At 59.5% G+C, this 18,835-nt stretch carries 14 protein-coding genes, 1 tRNA gene and 1 pseudogene; 8 read left to right on the top strand and 8 right to left on the bottom strand.

Annotated elements, in window-relative coordinates; all coding sequences use genetic code 11:
* Position 1: 1 nt before the first annotated feature.
* Positions 2-3,871 carry a Pls/PosA family non-ribosomal peptide synthetase gene (locus tag MHX53_RS09160; RefSeq protein ID WP_239272364.1) on the bottom strand — a complete coding sequence of 1,290 codons (3,870 nt, stop codon included), beginning with the start codon at positions 3,869-3,871 and terminating at the stop codon, positions 2-4.
* 78 nt (positions 3,872-3,949) lie between these two features.
* Here MHX53_RS09160 and MHX53_RS09155 point away from each other — a divergent pair, with 78 nt between their 5' ends.
* Together MHX53_RS09155 and MHX53_RS09150 are read left to right on the top strand one after the other, a co-directional pair.
* The gene (locus MHX53_RS09155; RefSeq protein ID WP_204515790.1) at positions 3,950-4,501 is read left to right on the top strand and encodes a 4'-phosphopantetheinyl transferase superfamily protein; all 552 of its coding nucleotides are present in this window, start codon (positions 3,950-3,952) and stop codon (positions 4,499-4,501) included.
* A 31-nt stretch (positions 4,502-4,532) separates the two neighbouring features.
* Positions 4,533-5,333: a thioesterase family protein gene (locus MHX53_RS09150; protein WP_239272362.1), complete on the top strand. Its 801-nt coding sequence runs from the start codon at positions 4,533-4,535 to the stop codon at positions 5,331-5,333.
* Positions 5,334-5,364: 31 nt separating this feature from the next.
* Here MHX53_RS09150 and MHX53_RS09145 read toward each other — a convergent pair whose 3' ends face one another.
* From MHX53_RS09145 to MHX53_RS09130, 4 genes are all read right to left on the bottom strand, one after another.
* Positions 5,365-6,513, bottom strand: a complete 1,149-nt coding sequence (locus MHX53_RS09145; RefSeq protein WP_239272360.1) for an aminotransferase class I/II-fold pyridoxal phosphate-dependent enzyme — start codon at positions 6,511-6,513, stop codon at positions 5,365-5,367.
* A gap of 58 nt (positions 6,514-6,571) precedes the next feature.
* The gene (gene opgC, locus MHX53_RS09140) at positions 6,572-7,672 is read right to left on the bottom strand and encodes an OpgC domain-containing protein (RefSeq protein ID WP_239272358.1); all 1,101 of its coding nucleotides are present in this window, start codon (positions 7,670-7,672) and stop codon (positions 6,572-6,574) included.
* 6 nt (positions 7,673-7,678) lie between these two features.
* The gene (locus MHX53_RS11825; RefSeq protein ID WP_343212366.1) at positions 7,679-9,484 is read right to left on the bottom strand and encodes an alpha/beta-hydrolase family protein; all 1,806 of its coding nucleotides are present in this window, start codon (positions 9,482-9,484) and stop codon (positions 7,679-7,681) included.
* Positions 9,485-9,553: 69 nt separating this feature from the next.
* Positions 9,554-9,627 (bottom strand) — tRNA-Pro (locus MHX53_RS09130).
* An 804-nt stretch (positions 9,628-10,431) separates the two neighbouring features.
* On the opposite strand from MHX53_RS09130, the pseudogene MHX53_RS09125 reads away from it, so the two are divergent.
* The 3 genes and pseudogenes from MHX53_RS09125 to MHX53_RS09115 all read left to right on the top strand — a co-directional run.
* Positions 10,432-10,725 (top strand): annotated as a pseudogene (locus MHX53_RS09125) (FHA domain-containing protein); the annotation flags it as partial.
* A 44-nt stretch (positions 10,726-10,769) separates the two neighbouring features.
* Complete coding sequence (locus tag MHX53_RS09120; protein ID WP_275433710.1) at positions 10,770-11,195, top strand: bifunctional nuclease family protein; 426 nt, start codon at positions 10,770-10,772, stop codon at positions 11,193-11,195.
* Positions 11,196-11,222: 27 nt separating this feature from the next.
* On the top strand, positions 11,223-12,587 hold the full coding sequence (locus MHX53_RS09115; protein WP_239272402.1) for a 3-deoxy-7-phosphoheptulonate synthase class II: 1,365 nt from the start codon (positions 11,223-11,225) through the stop codon (positions 12,585-12,587).
* 4 nt (positions 12,588-12,591) lie between these two features.
* Here the strand turns inward: MHX53_RS09115 and pknB are convergent, their stop codons facing one another.
* The gene (pknB, locus tag MHX53_RS09110; RefSeq protein WP_239272352.1) at positions 12,592-14,505 is read right to left on the bottom strand and encodes a Stk1 family PASTA domain-containing Ser/Thr kinase; all 1,914 of its coding nucleotides are present in this window, start codon (positions 14,503-14,505) and stop codon (positions 12,592-12,594) included.
* Positions 14,502-15,602 (bottom strand): lytic transglycosylase domain-containing protein, encoded by a 1,101-nt coding sequence (locus MHX53_RS09105; RefSeq protein WP_239272351.1) that lies wholly within the window; start codon positions 15,600-15,602, stop codon positions 14,502-14,504. Before MHX53_RS09105 ends, pknB begins: the two co-directional genes overlap by 4 nt.
* A 224-nt stretch (positions 15,603-15,826) precedes the next feature.
* Between MHX53_RS09105 and MHX53_RS11820 the strand changes: the two genes are divergently transcribed.
* On the top strand, positions 15,827-16,039 hold the full coding sequence (locus MHX53_RS11820; RefSeq protein ID WP_343212365.1) for an Rv2175c family DNA-binding protein: 213 nt from the start codon (positions 15,827-15,829) through the stop codon (positions 16,037-16,039).
* 5 nt (positions 16,040-16,044) lie between these two features.
* Here MHX53_RS11820 and MHX53_RS09095 read toward each other — a convergent pair whose 3' ends face one another.
* Positions 16,045-17,109: a polyprenyl synthetase family protein gene (locus MHX53_RS09095; protein ID WP_239272349.1), complete on the bottom strand. Its 1,065-nt coding sequence runs from the start codon at positions 17,107-17,109 to the stop codon at positions 16,045-16,047.
* A 24-nt stretch (positions 17,110-17,133) separates the two neighbouring features.
* On the opposite strand from MHX53_RS09095, the gene dinB reads away from it, so the two are divergent.
* The gene (gene dinB / locus MHX53_RS09090; protein WP_239272347.1) at positions 17,134-18,414 is read left to right on the top strand and encodes a DNA polymerase IV; all 1,281 of its coding nucleotides are present in this window, start codon (positions 17,134-17,136) and stop codon (positions 18,412-18,414) included.
* A gap of 15 nt (positions 18,415-18,429) precedes the next feature.
* Positions 18,430-18,831 carry a DUF3040 domain-containing protein gene (locus MHX53_RS09085; RefSeq protein ID WP_239272345.1) on the top strand — a complete coding sequence of 134 codons (402 nt, stop codon included), beginning with the start codon at positions 18,430-18,432 and terminating at the stop codon, positions 18,829-18,831.
* Positions 18,832-18,835: the final 4 nt, after the last annotated feature.

The raw sequence follows: 18,835 nt of genomic DNA, 5'->3' as shown, positions 1-18,835 counted from the left end.
TTTACTCTTGGTCAACAGGCGCATCGACCCAGGGGACAACTGGGTTGCCTGTAAAGTACGCGTTCGCGGGAACAAATTCTCCACGCATCACAAGCGACGTGGGCCCCACGGTAGACGACCTGCCCAGTGTGGCGGCCGGCAAGATAACGCTGTTTGGCCCAAGGGTAGCACCGTCCTCCAAGGTCACCGCGTCAAGGGACATGACACGGTCGTGGAAAAGGTGCGTTTGGACCACGCATCCACGGTTCACCGTGGAGTTGTTCTCCAAGACCACCAGATCGGCTTCTGGCAACCAGTACGTTTCACACCACACGCCGTGGCCAATCTTGGCCCCGAGCGCACGCAAGTACCACACGAGAGCCGGCGTTCCCACAGCCTTTCGGGTAAACCACGGGGCAGCAATGAGCTCAACAAAGCAGTCAGCGACCTCGTTACGCCAGATAAACGAGGACCAGAGCGGGTGTTCACCAGCAGGGATACGACCCACAAACAACCACTTGGTCACCACGGCAACACCGGCGGCAACAGCGCCCGCGCACATCATGACCAGTCCGGACAACACAATGGCCCACACAGCTGACTGTGTCGCTTGAGTAATCCACATAAGCGAAAGGATCACGCCAGCGACCATGAGACCAGCGACACCCACGGACAACAGACGCAGAGTCTCCCACGCTCCACGCGCCACCTTGAGTTTCTTGGGAGGTGCGTACGTGAGCGATTCGTCGGCCGCCACCTCGGCGCGCCGGAGCTCAACAGGAGGCGAACCGATCCACGAGCTACCCTTCTTTGACTTGGGAGGCGCTGCCGACAACACCGCAACCAGGGAGTTCTTCGGAACCCTGCGCCCGGCTGCCGCAATTCCAGAGTTACCCAGGAAGGCGCGCTTACCCACTTTGGCGTGGCCAATACGCATCCACCCGTTACCCAGTTCGTAACTGGCGACCATGGTGTCGTCGGCGAGGAACGCGCCGGAAGCGATGTGCGTCATCTTGGGAACCAACAGCACCGTCGAAGCTTCGACACCTGAACCCACCTTGGTGCCCAACAGTCGCAACCAGATGGGCGTGATCAGACCGGCGTACATGGGGAACAGTAGATCCCGGGCCATGTCCATGATGCGTTCGGTAGCCCAGACCCTAAAGCCCATGAGCGAACGCACGGGATACGTGCCTTCGCGCAAACCAATCGACAGCGTGCGCACCGCAATGAGGACAAACAAGGCGGTGAAAACAAACCAGATGAGTGCCAGGGCCGGTGACCATGCGAGAAGAGTCAGCGGCTGAGTGACAACGTCAACACCGTACATCCACAGCATGAGCGCAATGGGCGGAACCGCGGCCAAATACGGAATAGACGCGTGGAGGATCGAACCGACCGCGTAGAGCAAGAACGGCAAGTGCGCACGCTTGCTTGGCGGTGCCGGCCAGCGATGGTGTTTCTTCGATGTGCGCTGAGCAGGGGACCCGGAGTACACCTGCTTCTTGCGCACTTTACCCGTCACTGCCGAGCCCGGAGCGACACGGGCTTCTGCGCCCACGCGCGTGCCGGGCATGAGAGTTGAACGGGACCCAACAACGGCGTACTTGCCCACGTGAATGGGGCCAACCCGCAACAGATCTCCATCGACCCACCAGCCCTTGAGATCCACCTCGGGCTCAATTGCGGCACCCTCTTCCAAGGTGAGCATGCCTGTTACCGGCGGGATGGAGTGGAGGTCGATATCGCGCCCCAACTTGTTACCCAGCAGGCGCGCGTACCACGTGACCCACGGGGCAGAACCAACCGAGACGGCAGAGGCGTTGTCGGCGATGTGTTCGGCCAACCACAGGCGCAAGTGGACCCACCCGGAGCGCGGATACACGCCGGGTTTGAGGTTGCCCAAGAGCAGACGCGCACAGCCAGCTGAGACCAACATGCGCCCCCACGATGTGACGAACACCAGGTAGAGAACACCGATCAGCCACCATGACGTGGTGATGACAGGCGCGCCCATGAGTGCGAGCACGTTCATTGCGGCCAGCGTCATGACGATCCAGTGCATCGCCGCCAAAATGTGGACCGGAATGCCCAAGAGGGTCTGCATCCACTGCATGAAGCGACTGGTGCGCTTCACGGTGCGTTCGGAACGCTGGGTGGTGGGTTCGGTTCCCGTACACATTTCAGCGAGTGCGCCGAAGCGTGGGTGTGCGTAAATGTCACCTACGGTGATGGTCGAGAAGTTGGTGCGCAAGCGGCTCACCAGCTGAGCCGCGGCCAAGGATCCGCCACCGGCGTTAAAGAAGTCCGTGTTCATGCCGGGTGCTGCGCCCAGGGTGGCCTCCCACTGTTCGGCGATCCAGGCGTATTCGGCTGGGACATCACCGGTGTCCTCGGAGGTGTCCATGCCTGGAAGAGGCCAGGGGAGTGCGTTGCGGTCAACCTTGCCCGAGGTCTTGGTTGGCAGATCGTCGACGATGGCTAGGCGCGGAACAAGGGCAGGTGGCAACACGTCACGGAGTTGCTGGGACCAGGTTTCGAGCTGCTGCGCGTCAGCAGTGACGCCGGGTGAGGGTGCCAAATAACCAATCAGCAGTTGAACCCCGCCAGAGGTGGTTTTCACCGCGGCCGCGCCACCGTGAACGTCGGGTAGCGATTGGAGGGCGGCGTCGACTTCACCCATTTCAATACGGCGGCCACCCAGTTTGATTTGTTCGTCGGCTCGGCCGACGAAGATCAGACCGGCTGGGTCGTTGATGACGAGGTCACCGGATCTGTATGCGCGCTCCCAGCCGAGCGTTTCCATAGGAGCGTATTTTTCGGCGTCCTTTTCTGGGTCCAAATAACGCGCGAGCCCCACCCCGCCGATGATGAGTTCACCCGTTTCACCTTCGGCAACCGGGATGCCGGTTTCTGGGTTGACGACGGCCAGATCCCACCCGGCCAGAGGAAGACCAATACGCACGGGCTCTTCGCCCAGCGGGGCAGCACACGCAACCACGGTGGCTTCGGTGGGACCGTATGTGTTCCACACTTCGCGGTCCCCGTCAGACAGACGCTGAGCCAGTTCAAGTGGGCAGGCTTCGCCACCAAAAATGAGGAGGCGCACATTGTCCAAAGTTTCTGGTGGCCACAGGGCTGCCAGCGTGGGGACCGTGGAGACGACCGAGATGCGCCTACTCGCAAGCCACGGGCCCAAGTCCATTCCGGACTTCACCAACGCGCGGGGAGCCGGAACCAGGCAGGCTCCGTGACCCCACGCGAGCCACATTTCTTCACAGCTCGCGTCGAATGCCACCGACAAGCCGGCTAGCACTCGGTCGGATGGACCCAACGGTTCGTCCTGGCAGAAAATCTGTGCTTCGGCTGCCACGAACGCGGCCGCGGACCGGTGTGTGACGGCAACACCCTTGGGTTTGCCCGTAGATCCCGAGGTGAAAATCACCCAACAGTCGTCCTCGGGGACCGGGGCGCGAAGTTCGGGTGGCGTTTCGCGCGTGGTCACTTTGGTGATCGTGGGGCCGTCGGTGATGACGGCAGCGACATTGGCTTCTTCGAAGACCGTACGGGCACGCTCGTCCGGGTCGTCAACATCGACAGGGACGTAGGCCGCGCCGATCATGAGCACCGACAAAATCGACACGTACAGATCAACGGAACCAGAGGAGACGCGAACACCCACCTTGTCGCCTGGCCCCACCCCGTGCTCGTGCAGAGTGAGTCCAAAGTTACGCATCTGCTCAATGAGCTCCGCGTATGTGAGAACTGTAGTGCCGTCGTCGATCGCTGGAGTATCCGGGTGCTCTGCGACGTTCTTTAAAATGAGGTCGACAAGGGTTCCGGGTTCACTTGCGAGGTGACCGGCCGGAAATTGAGGCTCGTACGTGTTCACAGACCACCTTGGGTAGGGCTTTGAGATCGCCTTAATGGTACAGAACTAAACCGCTGGAGTTAATTTGGAGGAACGGGAGTGGATGCGCGAATCGTGAGGGACACCGATGCTTCAGCAGACCACATGCTGACTCAACTTGTGGCCCACCACTACGGTATCAACCCACATGACCTGCAGGTTAAATCGCACGCGCGAGGTAATCCCATCGTCACCGACGGTAACCACATCGTGGAATGTTCCGTGTCCCGATCACACCCTTACACGGCTGTTGCAATTCTCACACCAGGGGAAACGGGCTGGATCGGCATTGACATTGAACCGGCAGATGCCCTCACAGTTCAACCCCACACTTTCACCCACATCCTGGGACCCCACGAACGGCCGCACTTTACAGACCTTCCCGAGGACGACCTCGGCCGGGCTCTTCTGCGCGCCTGGGTGCGGAAAGAAGCAGTTCTCAAAAGCATGCACACCGGATTTGGGGCGTTAGAACCCGCTCAGATCGAATGCGGGCCACCCCAGAACGCCGACTGCACATCACACTCCTGGATCACCGTGACCGACATGGTGACGAAAGAATACGTGGCTGCGCTCGCGGTCAATCCAGCAGGTGGCAACGGCAGTGAGTAACATGCGTAACTAGCACGAGAGAAAGGCACGCATGACGGAATCGGCTTTTGACCAGGCAATCGCGGTGAGCTTTGACGGCAACCGGGCACAGGCCAGCACACACCCCAAGTTTCACAACATGGTGGGCCCGTTTGGCGGGATCACTGTGGCCACCATTTGCCACGCAGTCCAGACCCACCCTGGCGCCCAGGGGAGGCTCGCAGCAGTCACCACGAACTTCACGTCACCTGTGCGCGACGGCGACTATGAGCTGGAACTGGAGTGCGTGCGTACCAACTCGTCGAACCAACACTGGGTGGTGAAGGGGCACCAAGGTGAGGACACGCCACTGACGGCCACAGTGTTGCTGGTCGCCGAGCGTGGCCAGTTGCGCGCAAACGAGATTCCGTTCCCTTCTGTGGCAGCGCCGGAAGAGTACCCGGTCGCCGACGGTGCGGGACGGCCCGAATGGTCAAACAACTACGAACTGCGGTTTGTCGAAGGTGGCTGGGAACGGATCCAGGAAGGGCCGCAAGAGGACACCACATCCACGTACTGGCTACGACACGCAGATGGCCGCCCATGGGATTACGCGGCCCTTGTTGCGGCTTCCGATTCGTTCTTCCCCAGGTCCTTCCTGCGCGCGGGACGTCCACTGCCAGCCGGCACCATCACGATCACCACATACGTGTCGGCGGACGCGCACGTGCTGGAATCGGCAGGCGCGGACATTCTGTGTTCGGCGCGTGCGCAGTGGTTTGGGTCTGGTCTGCACGACCAAACAGCTCAGCTGTGGACGCGGTCGGGCGAGGTGCTCGCTGTCAGTCACCAGCTGGTGTACTCAAAGCTGTAAGGCGGGCCCTTTGTTCGCTGTCGCGGGCTCTTTACTCCTGTGGGCGTGAAGGCAAACGCGACAGACCTTCGAGGAGGAGGTCGGTGTCGCCTGCGAAGCACACGCGTACCCACCCTTCACCGTGCTGTCCAAAAGCGGTGCCAGGGGCTAGAGCTACTTTGTGTTCGAGCAAGAACTGTTCGGCCCATGTGCTCACGTCACCACCCGTGGCGTGTGACATGTTGATAAACAGGTAGATCGCACCGCGCGGAGTGAGGTACTCGATGTTCTTTGCGTCCAGGACTTCGCGTGCGCGGGCCAGGTTTGTGCGGTAGTGCTCAAGCGCCTTGTGGACTTCGTCCTGCGGGCCTTCAACCGCGGCGAGCGCCGAGTACTGTGCTGGGGTATTCACACACGACACGTTCGCTTCCTGCAAAGCGCCCACGCGAGTGGTCATCCCAGGGGGCGTGACCAAGTAGCCCACGCGACCGCCTGTGATGCCATAGGTTTTTGAAAAGGAATACACGGACAAGACGCGGTTGTCGTTGTCGAGGGTAGCCGGCGAAATGAACTCGCCGTCGAACACCAGGTACTCGTAGACTTCGTCGCTGATGACCCACAGGTCGTACTCCTTTGCGAAGTCCATGAGGGCGACCATGACGTCGCGTTCAAAAACAACACCCAGAGGGTTGGACGGGCTGTTGAGCAAGATGGCTTTGGTGTTGGGAGTGACCAGTTTTTCGAGGTCTTCGATCTGAGGAATGAAATCATTTTCAGACTTCAAGGGATAACCCACTGGGGTCGCGCCCACTGTGCGTGGAGTCATGAAGAACGTGGCGTAACCGGGGTCAGGCACAAGAATTTCGTCACCGGGCCCAAGTGCCAGGCTCATGGCCATGTGAAGCGAATTAGAACCACCAGCGCCGATGTGAATCTGGTCGGGGTCCACAGGGTATTTGTTGAACTCGGTGACCTTCTTTGCCAGTGCGCGCCGCAGTGGCATGATTCCCGAGTTGGGCGCGTAGCGGATCATGCCGTCCTTAAATGCGCGAGCTCCGGCTTCCAGAATGTGTTGGGGGACAGGAAGATCGGGTTCCCCCACGCTCAAAGGAATGACGTCGTCGAGTTCAAGAGAGAGCTCGAAGATGCGACGGATCTCGGAGTCAGGGAAGCTGTGCGCTGTCTGGCTGAGTTTGGGCATGTGTAGTCCTCATTGATTACGTCTTGAAGGTGGCAGATGCTGGGTCAGTCGCTACCACTCACTGAGGCATGATTTTAAGCACTAGCTTACTCTTCATCAATAGCCACATAATCATGATCGTCAGGAGCCCAACGAACATGTTCCACAGGGAGCCCTGCGCTTCAGTGATGATCACGATAAACGGCAAAATAATCGCCTGCAGACAGTAAGCAGTGAGCGAGTACTTTCCGAATGGAACTAAGACCCAGCCCAAGAACTTCATAATGGGGTCGCGCAGGACGTGGAAGAACGCGAGGAGCCCACCAAACCAGATGAACGCCAAGATCATGCGCCCTGGTTGCATGGGGAAGTTGGAGAAGGTGCCGTTGCCCCAGTGGTGGAGGTTCGTTTGGAATTCGCCCAGACCAAGCTGGTTCATCAGGTGCTCTCCATGGATCGCAATCCCACTGAGCACCATTGTTACGGCGGTGACGGATACGAGTCCCACGATCATGACATTGCGCCACGTCACGTGCTCAGCCATCCAATTTCGAACCGGTGTGAAGACATAACCCAACGCCGCCGCCAGGAAGAACAACAGCTGCCACTGGACGACCGCCTCGGGCGTTTCAAAAAACAAGCTGGAGGCGTACACAAGCACCGACGCCAGAACTGCCACCCACAGTTTGCCCTTGCGAACCAGCCAGAGGAATACAGGTGTCACCAGCAACATCACCGCGTACATGCGGAGGAAAAAGATCCATGCGTGAAATGTGCGCATGAGTAGGACGTTCACAACGGTGCTACCCACCGTGGTGTCTTCGGGAGGGAGAGAAGGCAGGGTATTCACGTTGTCCGGGGGAACCAAGGCCGTGATCGCCATGAGGAAAAGAGTGATGCCCACACCCCACAGATAGAGCTTGAGGGCGCGTCGCCACAGGCTCTTCGTGACCTGCCACAGGTCCTTGTGACGTCCCTTGTACGCGCGAATAAAACCGATAAGGAAACCGGAAATGAGGAAGAAGCCTTCTGCCGAACTCACCCACAGCCAACCCTTGCCTGAGAAGAATGCAAGAGGGGAGGGCCAGTAAGCCAGATGGTCAAGCGTAATGACCATGATGAAGAAACCCCGCAAAAGGTCGAACTCAATGATTCTGCGGGAAGTAGCGCGTTTTGCCATGTGTTGTTATGAATCCTTCCGTCTCTGAAGGATAGCCCACAAGACCTTGTCGAACAGACTCTGTTGAGCCGTGTTTTGCTCAGGGTGACGCCACGCTTGACCCGTGGACTTGCGGGCGATGTCGTCGGCAATCGCGTCGCCGATTTTGGTGCAGTCCTTTCTAGTGAAACGTGTGTCCAGAATCTCGTTCCAGTAGTGCACAACTTCGCGGTGATAACTGTGCCCGCGACCACCGGGGAGTTGAACCGACCGCGGCATATCCGCCAGGAGTTGCCAGAACGTGAGCCACGGGAACCACACAACATAGGGGCTCACATCTTTGCCCCGTGGTTCGCGTAGCCAGTCGGGCTTGCGGAACATTACGGACGGTGACCACCAGACCACCGGATCGGACGGATGCTGCGCGTATACGATGCGCGACCCAATCCACGGGCGATACGGGCCCAACGGAGACTCTTTGAGTTGCTTGGGCTTCTGCACGAATCGGATGCGGCTCCCGCGGCCAATCACCGGTTGAATCTCGGGGGAGAGGACGTGACGCGATGCGATGAGGCCTTTAAAAATGGGGGTGGTGCGTGGAGTCCCCGTCCACAGGGCGCCGTCCACGCGCTGACGCATATCGGTGATGCTAGTGAACGCGCCGTGTCCGCCCAAGGCGCCCAAGGATTCGCCGGTCACGTAAATGCGGGGGCGTTTGCCTAATGTGCTGACGTGACGCTCAACGGCCTCAAGTAGTGCGCGGCTGGCGTAGATTGCTTGATCGCGGTGGATGAGGAATGCCAGCCAAGAGCCTGCAAAGCTGTATTGGATTGCGACCGATGCGCAGTTTCCTCCCATGAGGTATTCGAAGGCTTCGATTGACCACTGTGGGGTCCAACCGGATCCGGTGTTGGTGACCAAGAGGAGGGCTTCGCGGTCGAACGCTCCCGCGCGGTCGAGTTCGCGTACGGCTGCGTCGGCTGCGTCCGCGAGGTCGGGGTGTGACAGGCGCCCAATGAAGACTCGGATGGGTTCGTGGGCGGCGTCGGTGGGGGTCTGTGATTTGCCCGAGGTGCGTGACAGTGTCGCTTGGATGCGGCCTTTGCGCGGGCCCGAGGCGACGAAATCACGGCCGTGGTAACCCAAAGTGGAAAAGGGTTCTTGTGAATAACGCGAACCGGAGCGTTGAGGTTCAGACGGGCGGCGGGCGAGTGACGGGCGGGCAAAGTCGGAGCGCACGGCTTCTTCGGCGAGCCTGAACAGCAGTGTGGTGATGAGTTTGCGTGATGAGTAAATCATGGCGCCGGCGGACAGCGTCGTGATGAGCAGTTCGGGCATGAACGGCAAACGTGTGTGGAGTCGGCTTTCGAGGAACCGACGGAACCGGTTCATCCCCAGGGACGCAAGGTCTAGACTCAGCCAGCCGAGTTCGCCTACGAGGTAACCGAATACGTGCTCACGAACAGACCTAGTGTGGTCGTTGGTGCGTTGCGCAATATCTTCTTGTTCTCGGACAGAACGCGAGATTGCGAATGCGGACCCCGCGCCTGCGAGGGATAAGAGCGCAATGTTGCGACTCACGCTTTGTGTGGCGGGACGGGCAATGCGGAAGCCGATGCGGTGGGATTGTGAGAGGTGTGGCGGTTGCGAAGAGCCAGCGGTGTTTTGGCGATTTCGGTTGAGTAGAGCGTAGGCGAGTTCGCCGATTTTCTGTCCCGCATACGCATTGGCTGCCACATTAATGGCAGTCATCCACCACGTGCGGGGAACGAGACTAGGAGTAAGGGCGGTCCAAGAACTTGCGTGACCAAAAGCGGCGGCAATGCGTTTCACCACGTGTCGCTTTCTCTTCGCTTCAAGGGGTGCATCGCTTAAGAACGATAATTAAAGACTACACAAATGTCGGGCTAGCGGGATTTGAACCCACGACCTCTTGACCCCCAGTCAAGCGCGCTACCAAGCTGCGCCATAGCCCGTATATGCATTGCGCACGAACTCCGACAGTCTACACATGCGCCACAAGCAAAAGCAATTTGCTTTGCCAGCAGGTATTTTAACTGTATATAGGTGGCGCAAATTACACGGACGTGGGCAAAAGTGCTAGCCTTCATGTGTTCAGCTGTTTGCACTATCCACCACGATAAGCTGAGAACAGCTATGCTTGAGTGTACAACTCGAGCTGATAACTTGAGCCGTAAATTGTGTAAGTGGTTTCTGCGGAAGCAACGCGTTATCGAGGGGGTCTGATGTCTCAACCCAACCAGCCTACTGGTCAGGGCGACTCATGGTATCAGGAGGACTCGGGCCAACAAGCTAAGAAGTTCCCGCTGGGTGGCCCAGCCAACGACAGCCCCCAGAACTCAAACGGAGCCGTTCAATCTCAGCCCGAACAGAACTCCAACCCGTTTAACCCCTTCGCAGGGCCGGGCCAGCAGGCGCCCGCACCGCAACAGGGATCCGCGCCTCAGCAAGCATCCGCTCCGCAGTACGGGTCTGCACCACAACAAGGTTCTGCACCGCAACACGGAACCACTCCAGGACAGTACGGCGGTGGCATCGAGCCACAGGTAGGATCCTCTGACCAGGCCCCACACCAGTCGTTCGCGAGCACCCCATCTAACCCACACAGCGGTAACCCAAACAGCAACGAACAGACCGACCAGCACCAGCCTGCCCAGTCTGCGCCTGCTCAGCAGAATGACAACGTGCCTGGCATCTACGACCCACGCACCGGCGATGTCATGCCGGTTGCTGACCTCAACCGACTGCAGGACACCGACGCTCTGCTCGTTGTCGTATCCGGCCCGGACGCCGGCGCACAGATTCTTCTCGACACCGATGTCGTCACGGTGGGCCGTAGCCCTAATGCGGACATCTTCCTTGACGACGTTACGGTTTCACGTAAGCACGCAGAATTTGTTCGCACCCCATCAGGGTTCACCTTGCGCGACACCGGATCGCTCAACGGCACTTACGTTGGCCGCCAGCTGATCGACTCGGTGGAACTTCGCAACGGCGCTGACGTTCAGATTGGAAAATTCCGCATGATTTTCCAACAGCGCCCCCGCCAGTAACAGTGGTGCACATCGAAGTTGAAGTTGTGGGCATCCGTGTCGAAATGCCCGCAAATCAGCGTGTCCTCCTGCTCAAAGGAGTAGACGTACCCAAATTCTTGCCCATTTGGATCGGTGCCCAGGAGGCCAACGCGATCAGCATTGCCGAACGCGGGTGGGAACCACCTCGGCCACTGAGCCACAACCTCTTAGTCGACATCGTTGAGGCATTCGGAACGGAACTGGACCGCGTAGTCATCACCCACCGCGACGGGCACACCATCCACGCCGAGCTTCGTTTAAGTGACGGCAAAGTCATTTCCGCCCGCCCTTCGGACGCCGTCGCCATGGCACTCATCTCTCATTGCACAATTGAAACCACTCAAGAATTGCTCGACGACATCGGTATCGACGCGCCCCAGGCCGACGAAGAAGAAGTCGCACAGTTCCGCGAGTTTCTTGACCACGTGTCGCCCGAAGATTTTGACTAACTGAAGGTAGGTAAGTTGAACGACAACATGTTCACCGCTGCAGGGACCGTTAAAGCATCGCAGGAGACCCTTGATGGTCTGGAACGCTGGCGCGAACTTAACCCGCTACAGCAGCCCACCTACCTGGACGCCGCCGAACTCGAAGAAGCACTCGCTGAGCTTCGACAGCAACCACCGCTGATTTTCGCCGGTGAAGCCGACGTTCTCACACAGCACATTGCAAAAGCATCACGCGGAGAAGCCTTCATCCTGGCTGGCGGTGACTGCGCAGAAACCTTCGCAGACGCAACCGCCGACCAAATCAGCCGTCGCGTGCAAACCATTTTGCAGATGGCAGCGATCCTCACCTACGGTGGTTCGGTTCCCGTCGTGAAAATGGGACGCATGGCCGGCCAGTTCGCAAAACCGCGTTCAGCTGAGACCGAAACCCGCGACGGCGTCACCCTGCCGTCATACCGCGGTGACATCGTCAACTCTCACGAATTCACGGAGGAAGCCCGCAGGCACGACCCTCGACGCCTGCTGGAGGCATACAACACCTCGGCATCAACCTTGAACCTCATCCGCGCGTTCACCACGGGAGGGTTTGCCGATCTGCGCTTTGTCCACCAATGGAACCGCGGCTTCCTCAGCGCAAACGAAAACTACATGCGTTACGAACGCACAGCAGCCGAAATTGACCGCGCACTGAAGTTCATGGAGGCGTGCGGAGCCGACTTCCAGAACCTCCGCTCAGTGGAATTCTTCGCAGCCCACGAAGCGCTTCTCCTCGAATACGAACGTGCGCTCACCCGTATTGACTCACGTACCGGAGAACCGTACGGGACGTCGGGGCACTTCCTGTGGATCGGGGAGCGCACACGCGACATCGACGGTGCGCACGTCGACTTCCTGTCGCGGGTCAAGAACCCTGTTGGCGTTAAGTTGGGGCCAACCGCCACAGCCGATGACGCGCTGCGCCTTGCCGAAAAACTCGACCCTCACGGCACACCAGGACGCCTGACATTCATCACCCGGATGGGTGCTGAAACCGTGCGCGAACGCCTCCCAAAACTACTCGCAAGCGTTGACTTGCCCCACGTCACCTGGGTGTGCGACCCCATGCACGGCAACACCATTACCAGCTCAAACGGTTTCAAGACCCGCCGGTTCGAAGATGTTATGAGCGAAGTCTCGGGCTTCTTTGACGCTCACGCCGAAGCCGGGACCATTCCCGGCGGGCTCCACATGGAACTCACTGGAGACGACGTCACCGAGGTGATGGGTGGTGGCGCCGAAATCGACGAAGAAGGCCTGCGCCGTCGCTACGAAACGCGTGTTGACCCACGCCTCAACCACGACCAGTCACTTGAAATGGCATTCCAAGTCGCGGAGTACCTGACGTCGCACTGACGGATTACTTGTCCTTCTTGTCGTCCTTTTTAGGTTCGTCCTTCTTTTTGTCGCCAGATTTCTTGTCATCCGCGGGCTTCTTGCCTTTAGAGATGCGCAGAAGGATGAAGTCGCCGGGGTGTTTGGGCGTGCCGGGCGCAGGGTGCTGTGAGATGACGCGACCCTTTGGAACCGTGTCGTGGTACTTCTCATCGGTCCCTACGCGGAAGCCAAGCTTCAACATCTTGTGGTAAGCACTCTTGAACTCCAGGCCTTTGACGTTGGGCACGGAGATCGGCTCTTCACCCTTAGACACCGTAATGTTGACGGACTCCGACCGTTCGACCTTGTCGCCGGGCTTGCGGGACTGTTCGATCACTTCACCCTTAGGCGAGTCGGAGTATGTGTCCTCAACGTTGCCAATGGTGATGCCGGCCTTTTCGGCTTCCTTTTCCGCGTCGTCACGCTTGAGCCCCGTGAGCGTGGGAATCGCGACCAGGTCCTTACCCTTCGAGACGACGAGCGTGACGGTGCCACCCGGTTCCACCTGACTTCCCGGGGCCGGGTGGGTTTCCAAAATCCTGCCGGCAGGCACCTCGGAACTGAACTTCTGGGTGATCGCGACGGTCAGTCCCGCCGATTCGATCATGTGCTGCGCGTCCGACTGTTCAACACCGGTAGCAATTGCGGGCACTTCCTTAGGTGCGTCCGTGTTCTGTCGGTTCCACACGATTCCGGACGCGACCAACACCAGGATGGCCGCTGCTGCGACGAGCGCGAAAATGGTGCGTCGTCGGCGTGCGACGCGGGGGTTGGGCACCGAGGCGGTCGCCGGCTCTGGGCTCGAGCCTGCGCCTTTGTCATGTGTGCCTTTGTCTTCTGCATCTTCCTCCACGTCTGCCGTGTGAACCACGGTGGTGGGGGAGAGCGTCTCGGCATCGTCGTCCTGCGCCTGGCTCTGTTCCGCCTTTTCCTCATCCACGTCGTCGCTGACCAGAGGCTGTTCGTTGGGACGTTGAATCGGGTCGGAGGACTCGACATCGGCGGTCGCGGTGATGACCGGCGCCGACGCATCTACGGGTTCCGACGCACCAAAGTCTAGTTCGTCGTCGCTGAGCTCAGCGCGCGCCTCGTTGAGGGCGTCCCTAAACGCGCGGGCAGATTCGGGCCGGCCCTCCGGTTCAGGGGACGTTGCCCACAACACCAGAGCGTCGATCGCGGGAGGCAGACCGGGGAGCGCCTCGCTGGGGGCGGGAACCCTGTCGTGAACGTGACGGTACGCCACCTGAATGGGCACCTCGTCGGTGTAAGGCTGGGACCCGGTGAGCATTTCGTAGAGCATGATGCCCAGCGTGTACAGGTCCGTACGCGCATCGGCACCGGCGCGCGTGACGAGCTCCGGTGCGACGTACCCCACCGTACCGATCAGGGTTTTTGTGGTGGTCGCCGTGGTGACCGCACGGGCTAGACCAAAGTCGGTGAGTTTAATTTTGCCGTCGGTGCCCAACAGAACATTGTCCGGTTTGAGGTCACGGTGAATCATGCCTGCCTCGTGAACGGCTTCTAGAGCTGCCAAAATTGCGTTGCTGACAACGATCGCCTGCCGAGGTGTGAGCTTACCCCGGTGCCGAAGCTCCTTGCGTAGCGTGACGGATTCGAGGTACTCCATCACCAAGTAGACGACGTCCCCGTCGCGTCCTTGGTCGGTGACCGAGATGAGGTTGGGGTGTTCGAGCCGCGACGCGTTCATGGCTTCGCGCTCGAACCGTTCCACGAATGACGCATCCGTCGCCAAGTGCGGGTGCATGACCTTGATGGCGATCTGCCGGTCCGTGGTCAGATCGGTGCCCAGGTACACCATGGCCATGCCACCGCGCGCGATTTTGTCATCGACGCGGTAGCGCTTGTTGAGAACCGTTCCTACGAGCGGGTCTTTCACTGCTCACCGTCCGTAGAAGAATCGCCGAGGTGGTTGCCGGGTGACTGCGTAGATCCGGTTGTCGCGAACCGGTCGGCGAGCACTTGAACAGCACGTACAAACGCGCGCGTATCGGGTGCGAGTCCATGAGCTTCGATGCTGGACGCGCCTTGATAGTACGCCGCGATTGCCGCCGGTACGGATTCGGTTGACCGAATGAGCGACCTGAGGATGACCAGCCCCGCCACGATATTGTCGGCAGGGTCGGTGATGTTGAGGTGACGTCCTGCCAGGGATGAAGCCCACATTCCCGCCCGTGGCGTGACTTGCATGATGCCTATCGCGTTGACGGGGGAGACAGTCCGGTGGTTGAGCCCGGACTCCTGGGTCGCGATCGCAAGCCCCAAGTGCGGGCTCACCCCGATCTCCGAGGCCAAGCGTGTGAGTGTTTTGTACACCCAGTCTCGGCGCGGTGCTGGGCGGGTCGAAAGCACCCACTTGTTAAAACGGGCAGCTTCGACAACGTGTTCGGGATACGGCTCGTCACCGTGGTGGGTAGGAAGTTTAGGTAGACGCTGGTCGACGGCAGGACGGGTCCTGCCAGATGTGGCTCCCGAGCCCTGCAACATGAGTAGCTCGCCTACCACAATGTGTTGGCTGGTCATCGCGTTGGCACGCATGAGGGCGCCAACGGTGGTCGAGTATTTCAGTGCGATCGATTCGAGCGAATCTCCCGGGCACACGCGGTGAGAGGCCGGCGGGGGAGCAACGTTCTTTTCTGGCAGAGACAGAATCTGGCCGGGACGTACCGCTCCTCCAGTCAGGTTGTTCAATTCCACGAGCGCGGGAATCGATACCCCGTGTTTCTTCGCGATGCTGAGTACCGTGTCTGAACTTTTGACCCGGTAGGTGCGTCCCCCGTGCGTGACGGGGACGGCCTCGGTCAGGGTGCCCGAGGTGAATCCCGGCGCGTCGTCAATGAGGGGGCGCTCTTCATAGCGTTCAGGAAGTGTGCGCGGCTGTTCGTGTTCCCGCTGGAGCAGAGCCTCGACCTCGAGCGCATCGGCACCTGGGTGCGTGCGCGGAGGTCGTTGGCGCGACGTGCGGAAATTGGTCATGAAAAATGCTCCGGGGGAAGACGGGTTTCGCACCTCCAGATTAGTTGCGGCCATCCATGTTTAGGTGGGTTTGCAGTGCGGCGTGTCGCAAGTACTCTTAAACCATGACTGTTGACACATGGCTCACGCGTGAAGAAGTTGCCCAGCTTCTGGGCGTCACCCCGTCGAAGGTGCGTCGCCTGCTGGAGGACCGGTATGTGTGCGGAGTCTAAGATGGGCACGTGATGAAGATTCCGGAACTGTTCTTCAAGGACAGCGAACCGGTTCCTGCTTTGCGCGGAACCATCACGCTTTTAGACGACGCAGGGATGGACGATCACCAAATCATCCAGTGGCTGTTCACTGATGATGAGACGCTTCCCGGTCGCCCCATCGACCACCTGCGCAAAGGCGCTAAATCAGAAGTGCGTCGCCGTGCGCAAGCGCTTGCGCTGTAGAGCTTTTACGTATCCCTGCGCGTGAGCCGGTTGGCGTAGGAGCGCAACAACTCCAGATCATTCGAGCTCACTCCGTGCTCACCCAGGGCGTCCAGAGCGACGAACGCGTCCTGGAGCTTCGAATCAATCAGGTCTTCGTGTTCGCGTTTCGCACCGCACTGATCCAGGAGCTCAATCATGCGACCGGTGTCGGAGTCGGTTCCCAAGCGCTCACGGAACCACTGGGCGTCGTCATCGTTCATGCGTGCCAACGCCAACCCCACGAGGACGGTCTTCTTCCCTTCAACAAGATCATCACCCGCGGGTTTGCCGGTCGCCTGCGGATCACCAAACACGCCCAGCTCATCGTCACGCAGCTGAAACGCCTGCCCCAACGGCAAAGTGAAAGCCGAAAGAGCGCGCACAAACTCAGATTTGGCACCCGCTAAGCGCGCGCCCAATTCAAAGGGCTGTTCAACCGAATACTTCGCGGACTTGTACGTGAGCACTTCCATGGCCCGGTCCACGATCTGTGCGTCTGGTACCGGGGCCGCCTGGATACGAATATCCAAGTATTGCCCCAGCATGACATCGCGACGAAACGCGTCGTGCGTGGCCCGGACATGGGAATCGGCCACCTCTAAACCGGAGGCAGTGAACAACTGCTCGGACAACCCCAGGCACACGTCACCTGCAATAATTGCGGCATTGACTCCGAAGCTCCGCGCATCGCCTCCGAACCCTTCGTCACTGTGCATGTGAGAAAAGAACGCGTGGGTAGACGGGTTCCCACGGCGCGTATCCGAGTTGTCAATAATGTCGTCGTGTATGAGAGCAGCCGCGTGAAGAAGCTCAACACTGGCAGCCACATGGGCAATTCCAGGATGTGTGCCACCCGCCAGTTGGTAACCCCACCACGTTGCCAGAGCACGGATCCGTTTTCCGCCCACGCAGAACGCGCGAATCGGGTCGGTGAGTTCAGAAGCCACAGGCGACAAACCGGCCAGTTCATCAGCGAACGTGCCAAGTTCCTGTTCCAAAACAGCGTCGACGTGGGCAATAATGTCCGCAGGCTGATGTAACCGATCCATGCCTGCAAGCCTACAGGGGGAAGTGTGAGCCGCAAGCAACTCGCCCGGTCTGGTGGGGACCTGTCCACGCTGTCCGGTGACGACACCGGGTGTACCACCCTGCATGTGGACATGGACTCCTTCTTTGTGTCCGTTGAGCTCTTGGATCGTCCGGATCTCAAAGGCGCCGAGGTGATTGTGGGCGGCCGTGCAGGTCGCGGCGTCGTGGTGTCGGCTTCCTATGAAGCGCGCGCATACGGTGTCTACGCGGGTATGCCCATGAGCAGGGCGCTCGCCCAATGCCCTTCAGCGGTCGTGATTCCGCCGTCCCGTGGCCTGTATTCGCAGTATTCCGCCCGGGTTTTCGACATTCTGAAAACCTTTACTAACGAAGTGCATCAAGTGAGCGTCGACGAGGCGTACATCGACGTCGCCTCGGCTGTGCGCAGACTGGGGCGACCGGGCGTGATCGCGCAGAGTATGCGCGCGCAGATCCGTGAGGCCACAGGGCTTGCTGCGTCTATTGGTGTCGCTCATTCACGTGTGGTCTCAAAAATGGCGTCCGCGCGGGCTAAACCCGATGGCATGCTCGTTGTTCCGCGTGCCCAAGTGGCACAGTTTCTTCACGACATGCCCGTTGAAGCAATCCCCGGTGTAGGGGGTAAGACCCAAGACAAACTGGCACGGTACGGAATCACTACGATCGGTCAGCTTGCTGCGTGCTCACCCGATTGGCTCAACGCCCGCTTCGGTGCCCATGGAAAAGGCCTCTACGCATCTGCTCACGGTGAAGATTCGCGAGACCCCAACAGAGTCCGCGACCACTCGATCAGCGCAGAACACACCTTTCCAGCCGACATTTTCTCCATCGACGAACTTGAACTCGAACTCATCCGTTTGGCCGACACCGTGGCGAGCCGGGTGCGCAAAGAAGGCAAAGCGGCCCGCACCGTGAGCCTGAAATACAGAACCGCGGACTTCTCCACCTTCACCCGGTCTGTGACTCTCTCAGCCCCCAGCGACGTCGCCAGCGAGTTCCGCGACGCGCTCCTCCCTGCACTCCGCACCTTGCACACACGGGGACCTGGAGTGCGCCTGCTGGGCGTGCGCGCGGCCGACCTCAACGACCTCGGCGAGGTTGGTAGGCAAGCAACGCTGGAGGATACGGACTCAGGAAAGCGGGACTCGGAGATCGCGTTAGACGCCGTTCGCAACCGTTTTGGGAGCGGGGCGATTTCACGCGCGTCGCTCATTCGCAACAATCCTGACAAAACCCATGACGCACCCGCGCACAAGACCGACTATGATAGTGATACCGAGCTTTGAAATGGGGGATTTGTGATGGCGCTGTCGGAACACGAACAGCAACTTCTTGACCAGCTGGAAAAGCAGTTGCGCAATGAAGATCCTCGATTTGCGCAAAACATTTCACAAACCCACAGCCCTGCAGGTATCGCACTTTCTCCTAAGCACCTGGTTACTGGCACGCTCGTGCTGGTAGTGGGCTTAGCTATTGCGCTCGGCTCGGTTTTCTTCTTGACATCGCCTCTGTCCATCGTGGGTGGAGTGCTCGGGTTCTTCCTCATGGTGGGAGGCGCCTATTACGGTTTCGCAGTGGCGTCTGCGTCAAAGTCCGCGGGAACCGGTTCGAAAGCTCAGAACTCGGCAAACAAACCGCACAAGAACAGTGGTTTCATGAACCGTGTCGAAGAACGCTGGGACAAGCGTCGCGGTTCGCTCTAGCCTT

This window comes from Brevibacterium sp. ACRRH, assembly GCF_022346365.1.
Classification (GTDB): domain Bacteria; phylum Actinomycetota; class Actinomycetes; order Actinomycetales; family Brevibacteriaceae; genus Brevibacterium; species Brevibacterium paucivorans.
This window is presented reverse-complemented; position numbering and strand designations above follow the sequence as displayed.

Bases quoted from the DNA above. Each gene is read 5' to 3' on its own strand.
- MHX53_RS09150 (WP_239272362.1), top strand. From the start codon at position 4,533: ATGACGGAATCGGCTTTTGACCAGGCAATCGCGGTGAGCTTTGACGGC.
- MHX53_RS09145 (WP_239272360.1), bottom strand. From the start codon at position 6,513: ATGCCCAAACTCAGCCAGACAGCGCACAGCTTCCCTGACTCCGAGATC.
- opgC (WP_239272358.1), bottom strand. From the start codon at position 7,672: ATGGCAAAACGCGCTACTTCCCGCAGAATCATTGAGTTCGACCTTTTG.
- MHX53_RS09120 (WP_275433710.1), top strand. From the start codon at position 10,770: ATGCCCGCAAATCAGCGTGTCCTCCTGCTCAAAGGAGTAGACGTACCC.
- MHX53_RS09115 (WP_239272402.1), top strand. From the start codon at position 11,223: ATGTTCACCGCTGCAGGGACCGTTAAAGCATCGCAGGAGACCCTTGAT.
- MHX53_RS09105 (WP_239272351.1), bottom strand. From the start codon at position 15,602: ATGACCAATTTCCGCACGTCGCGCCAACGACCTCCGCGCACGCACCCA.
- MHX53_RS11820 (WP_343212365.1), top strand. From the start codon at position 15,827: ATGAAGATTCCGGAACTGTTCTTCAAGGACAGCGAACCGGTTCCTGCT.
- MHX53_RS09095 (WP_239272349.1), bottom strand. From the start codon at position 17,109: ATGGATCGGTTACATCAGCCTGCGGACATTATTGCCCACGTCGACGCT.
- MHX53_RS09085 (WP_239272345.1), top strand. From the start codon at position 18,430: ATGGCGCTGTCGGAACACGAACAGCAACTTCTTGACCAGCTGGAAAAG.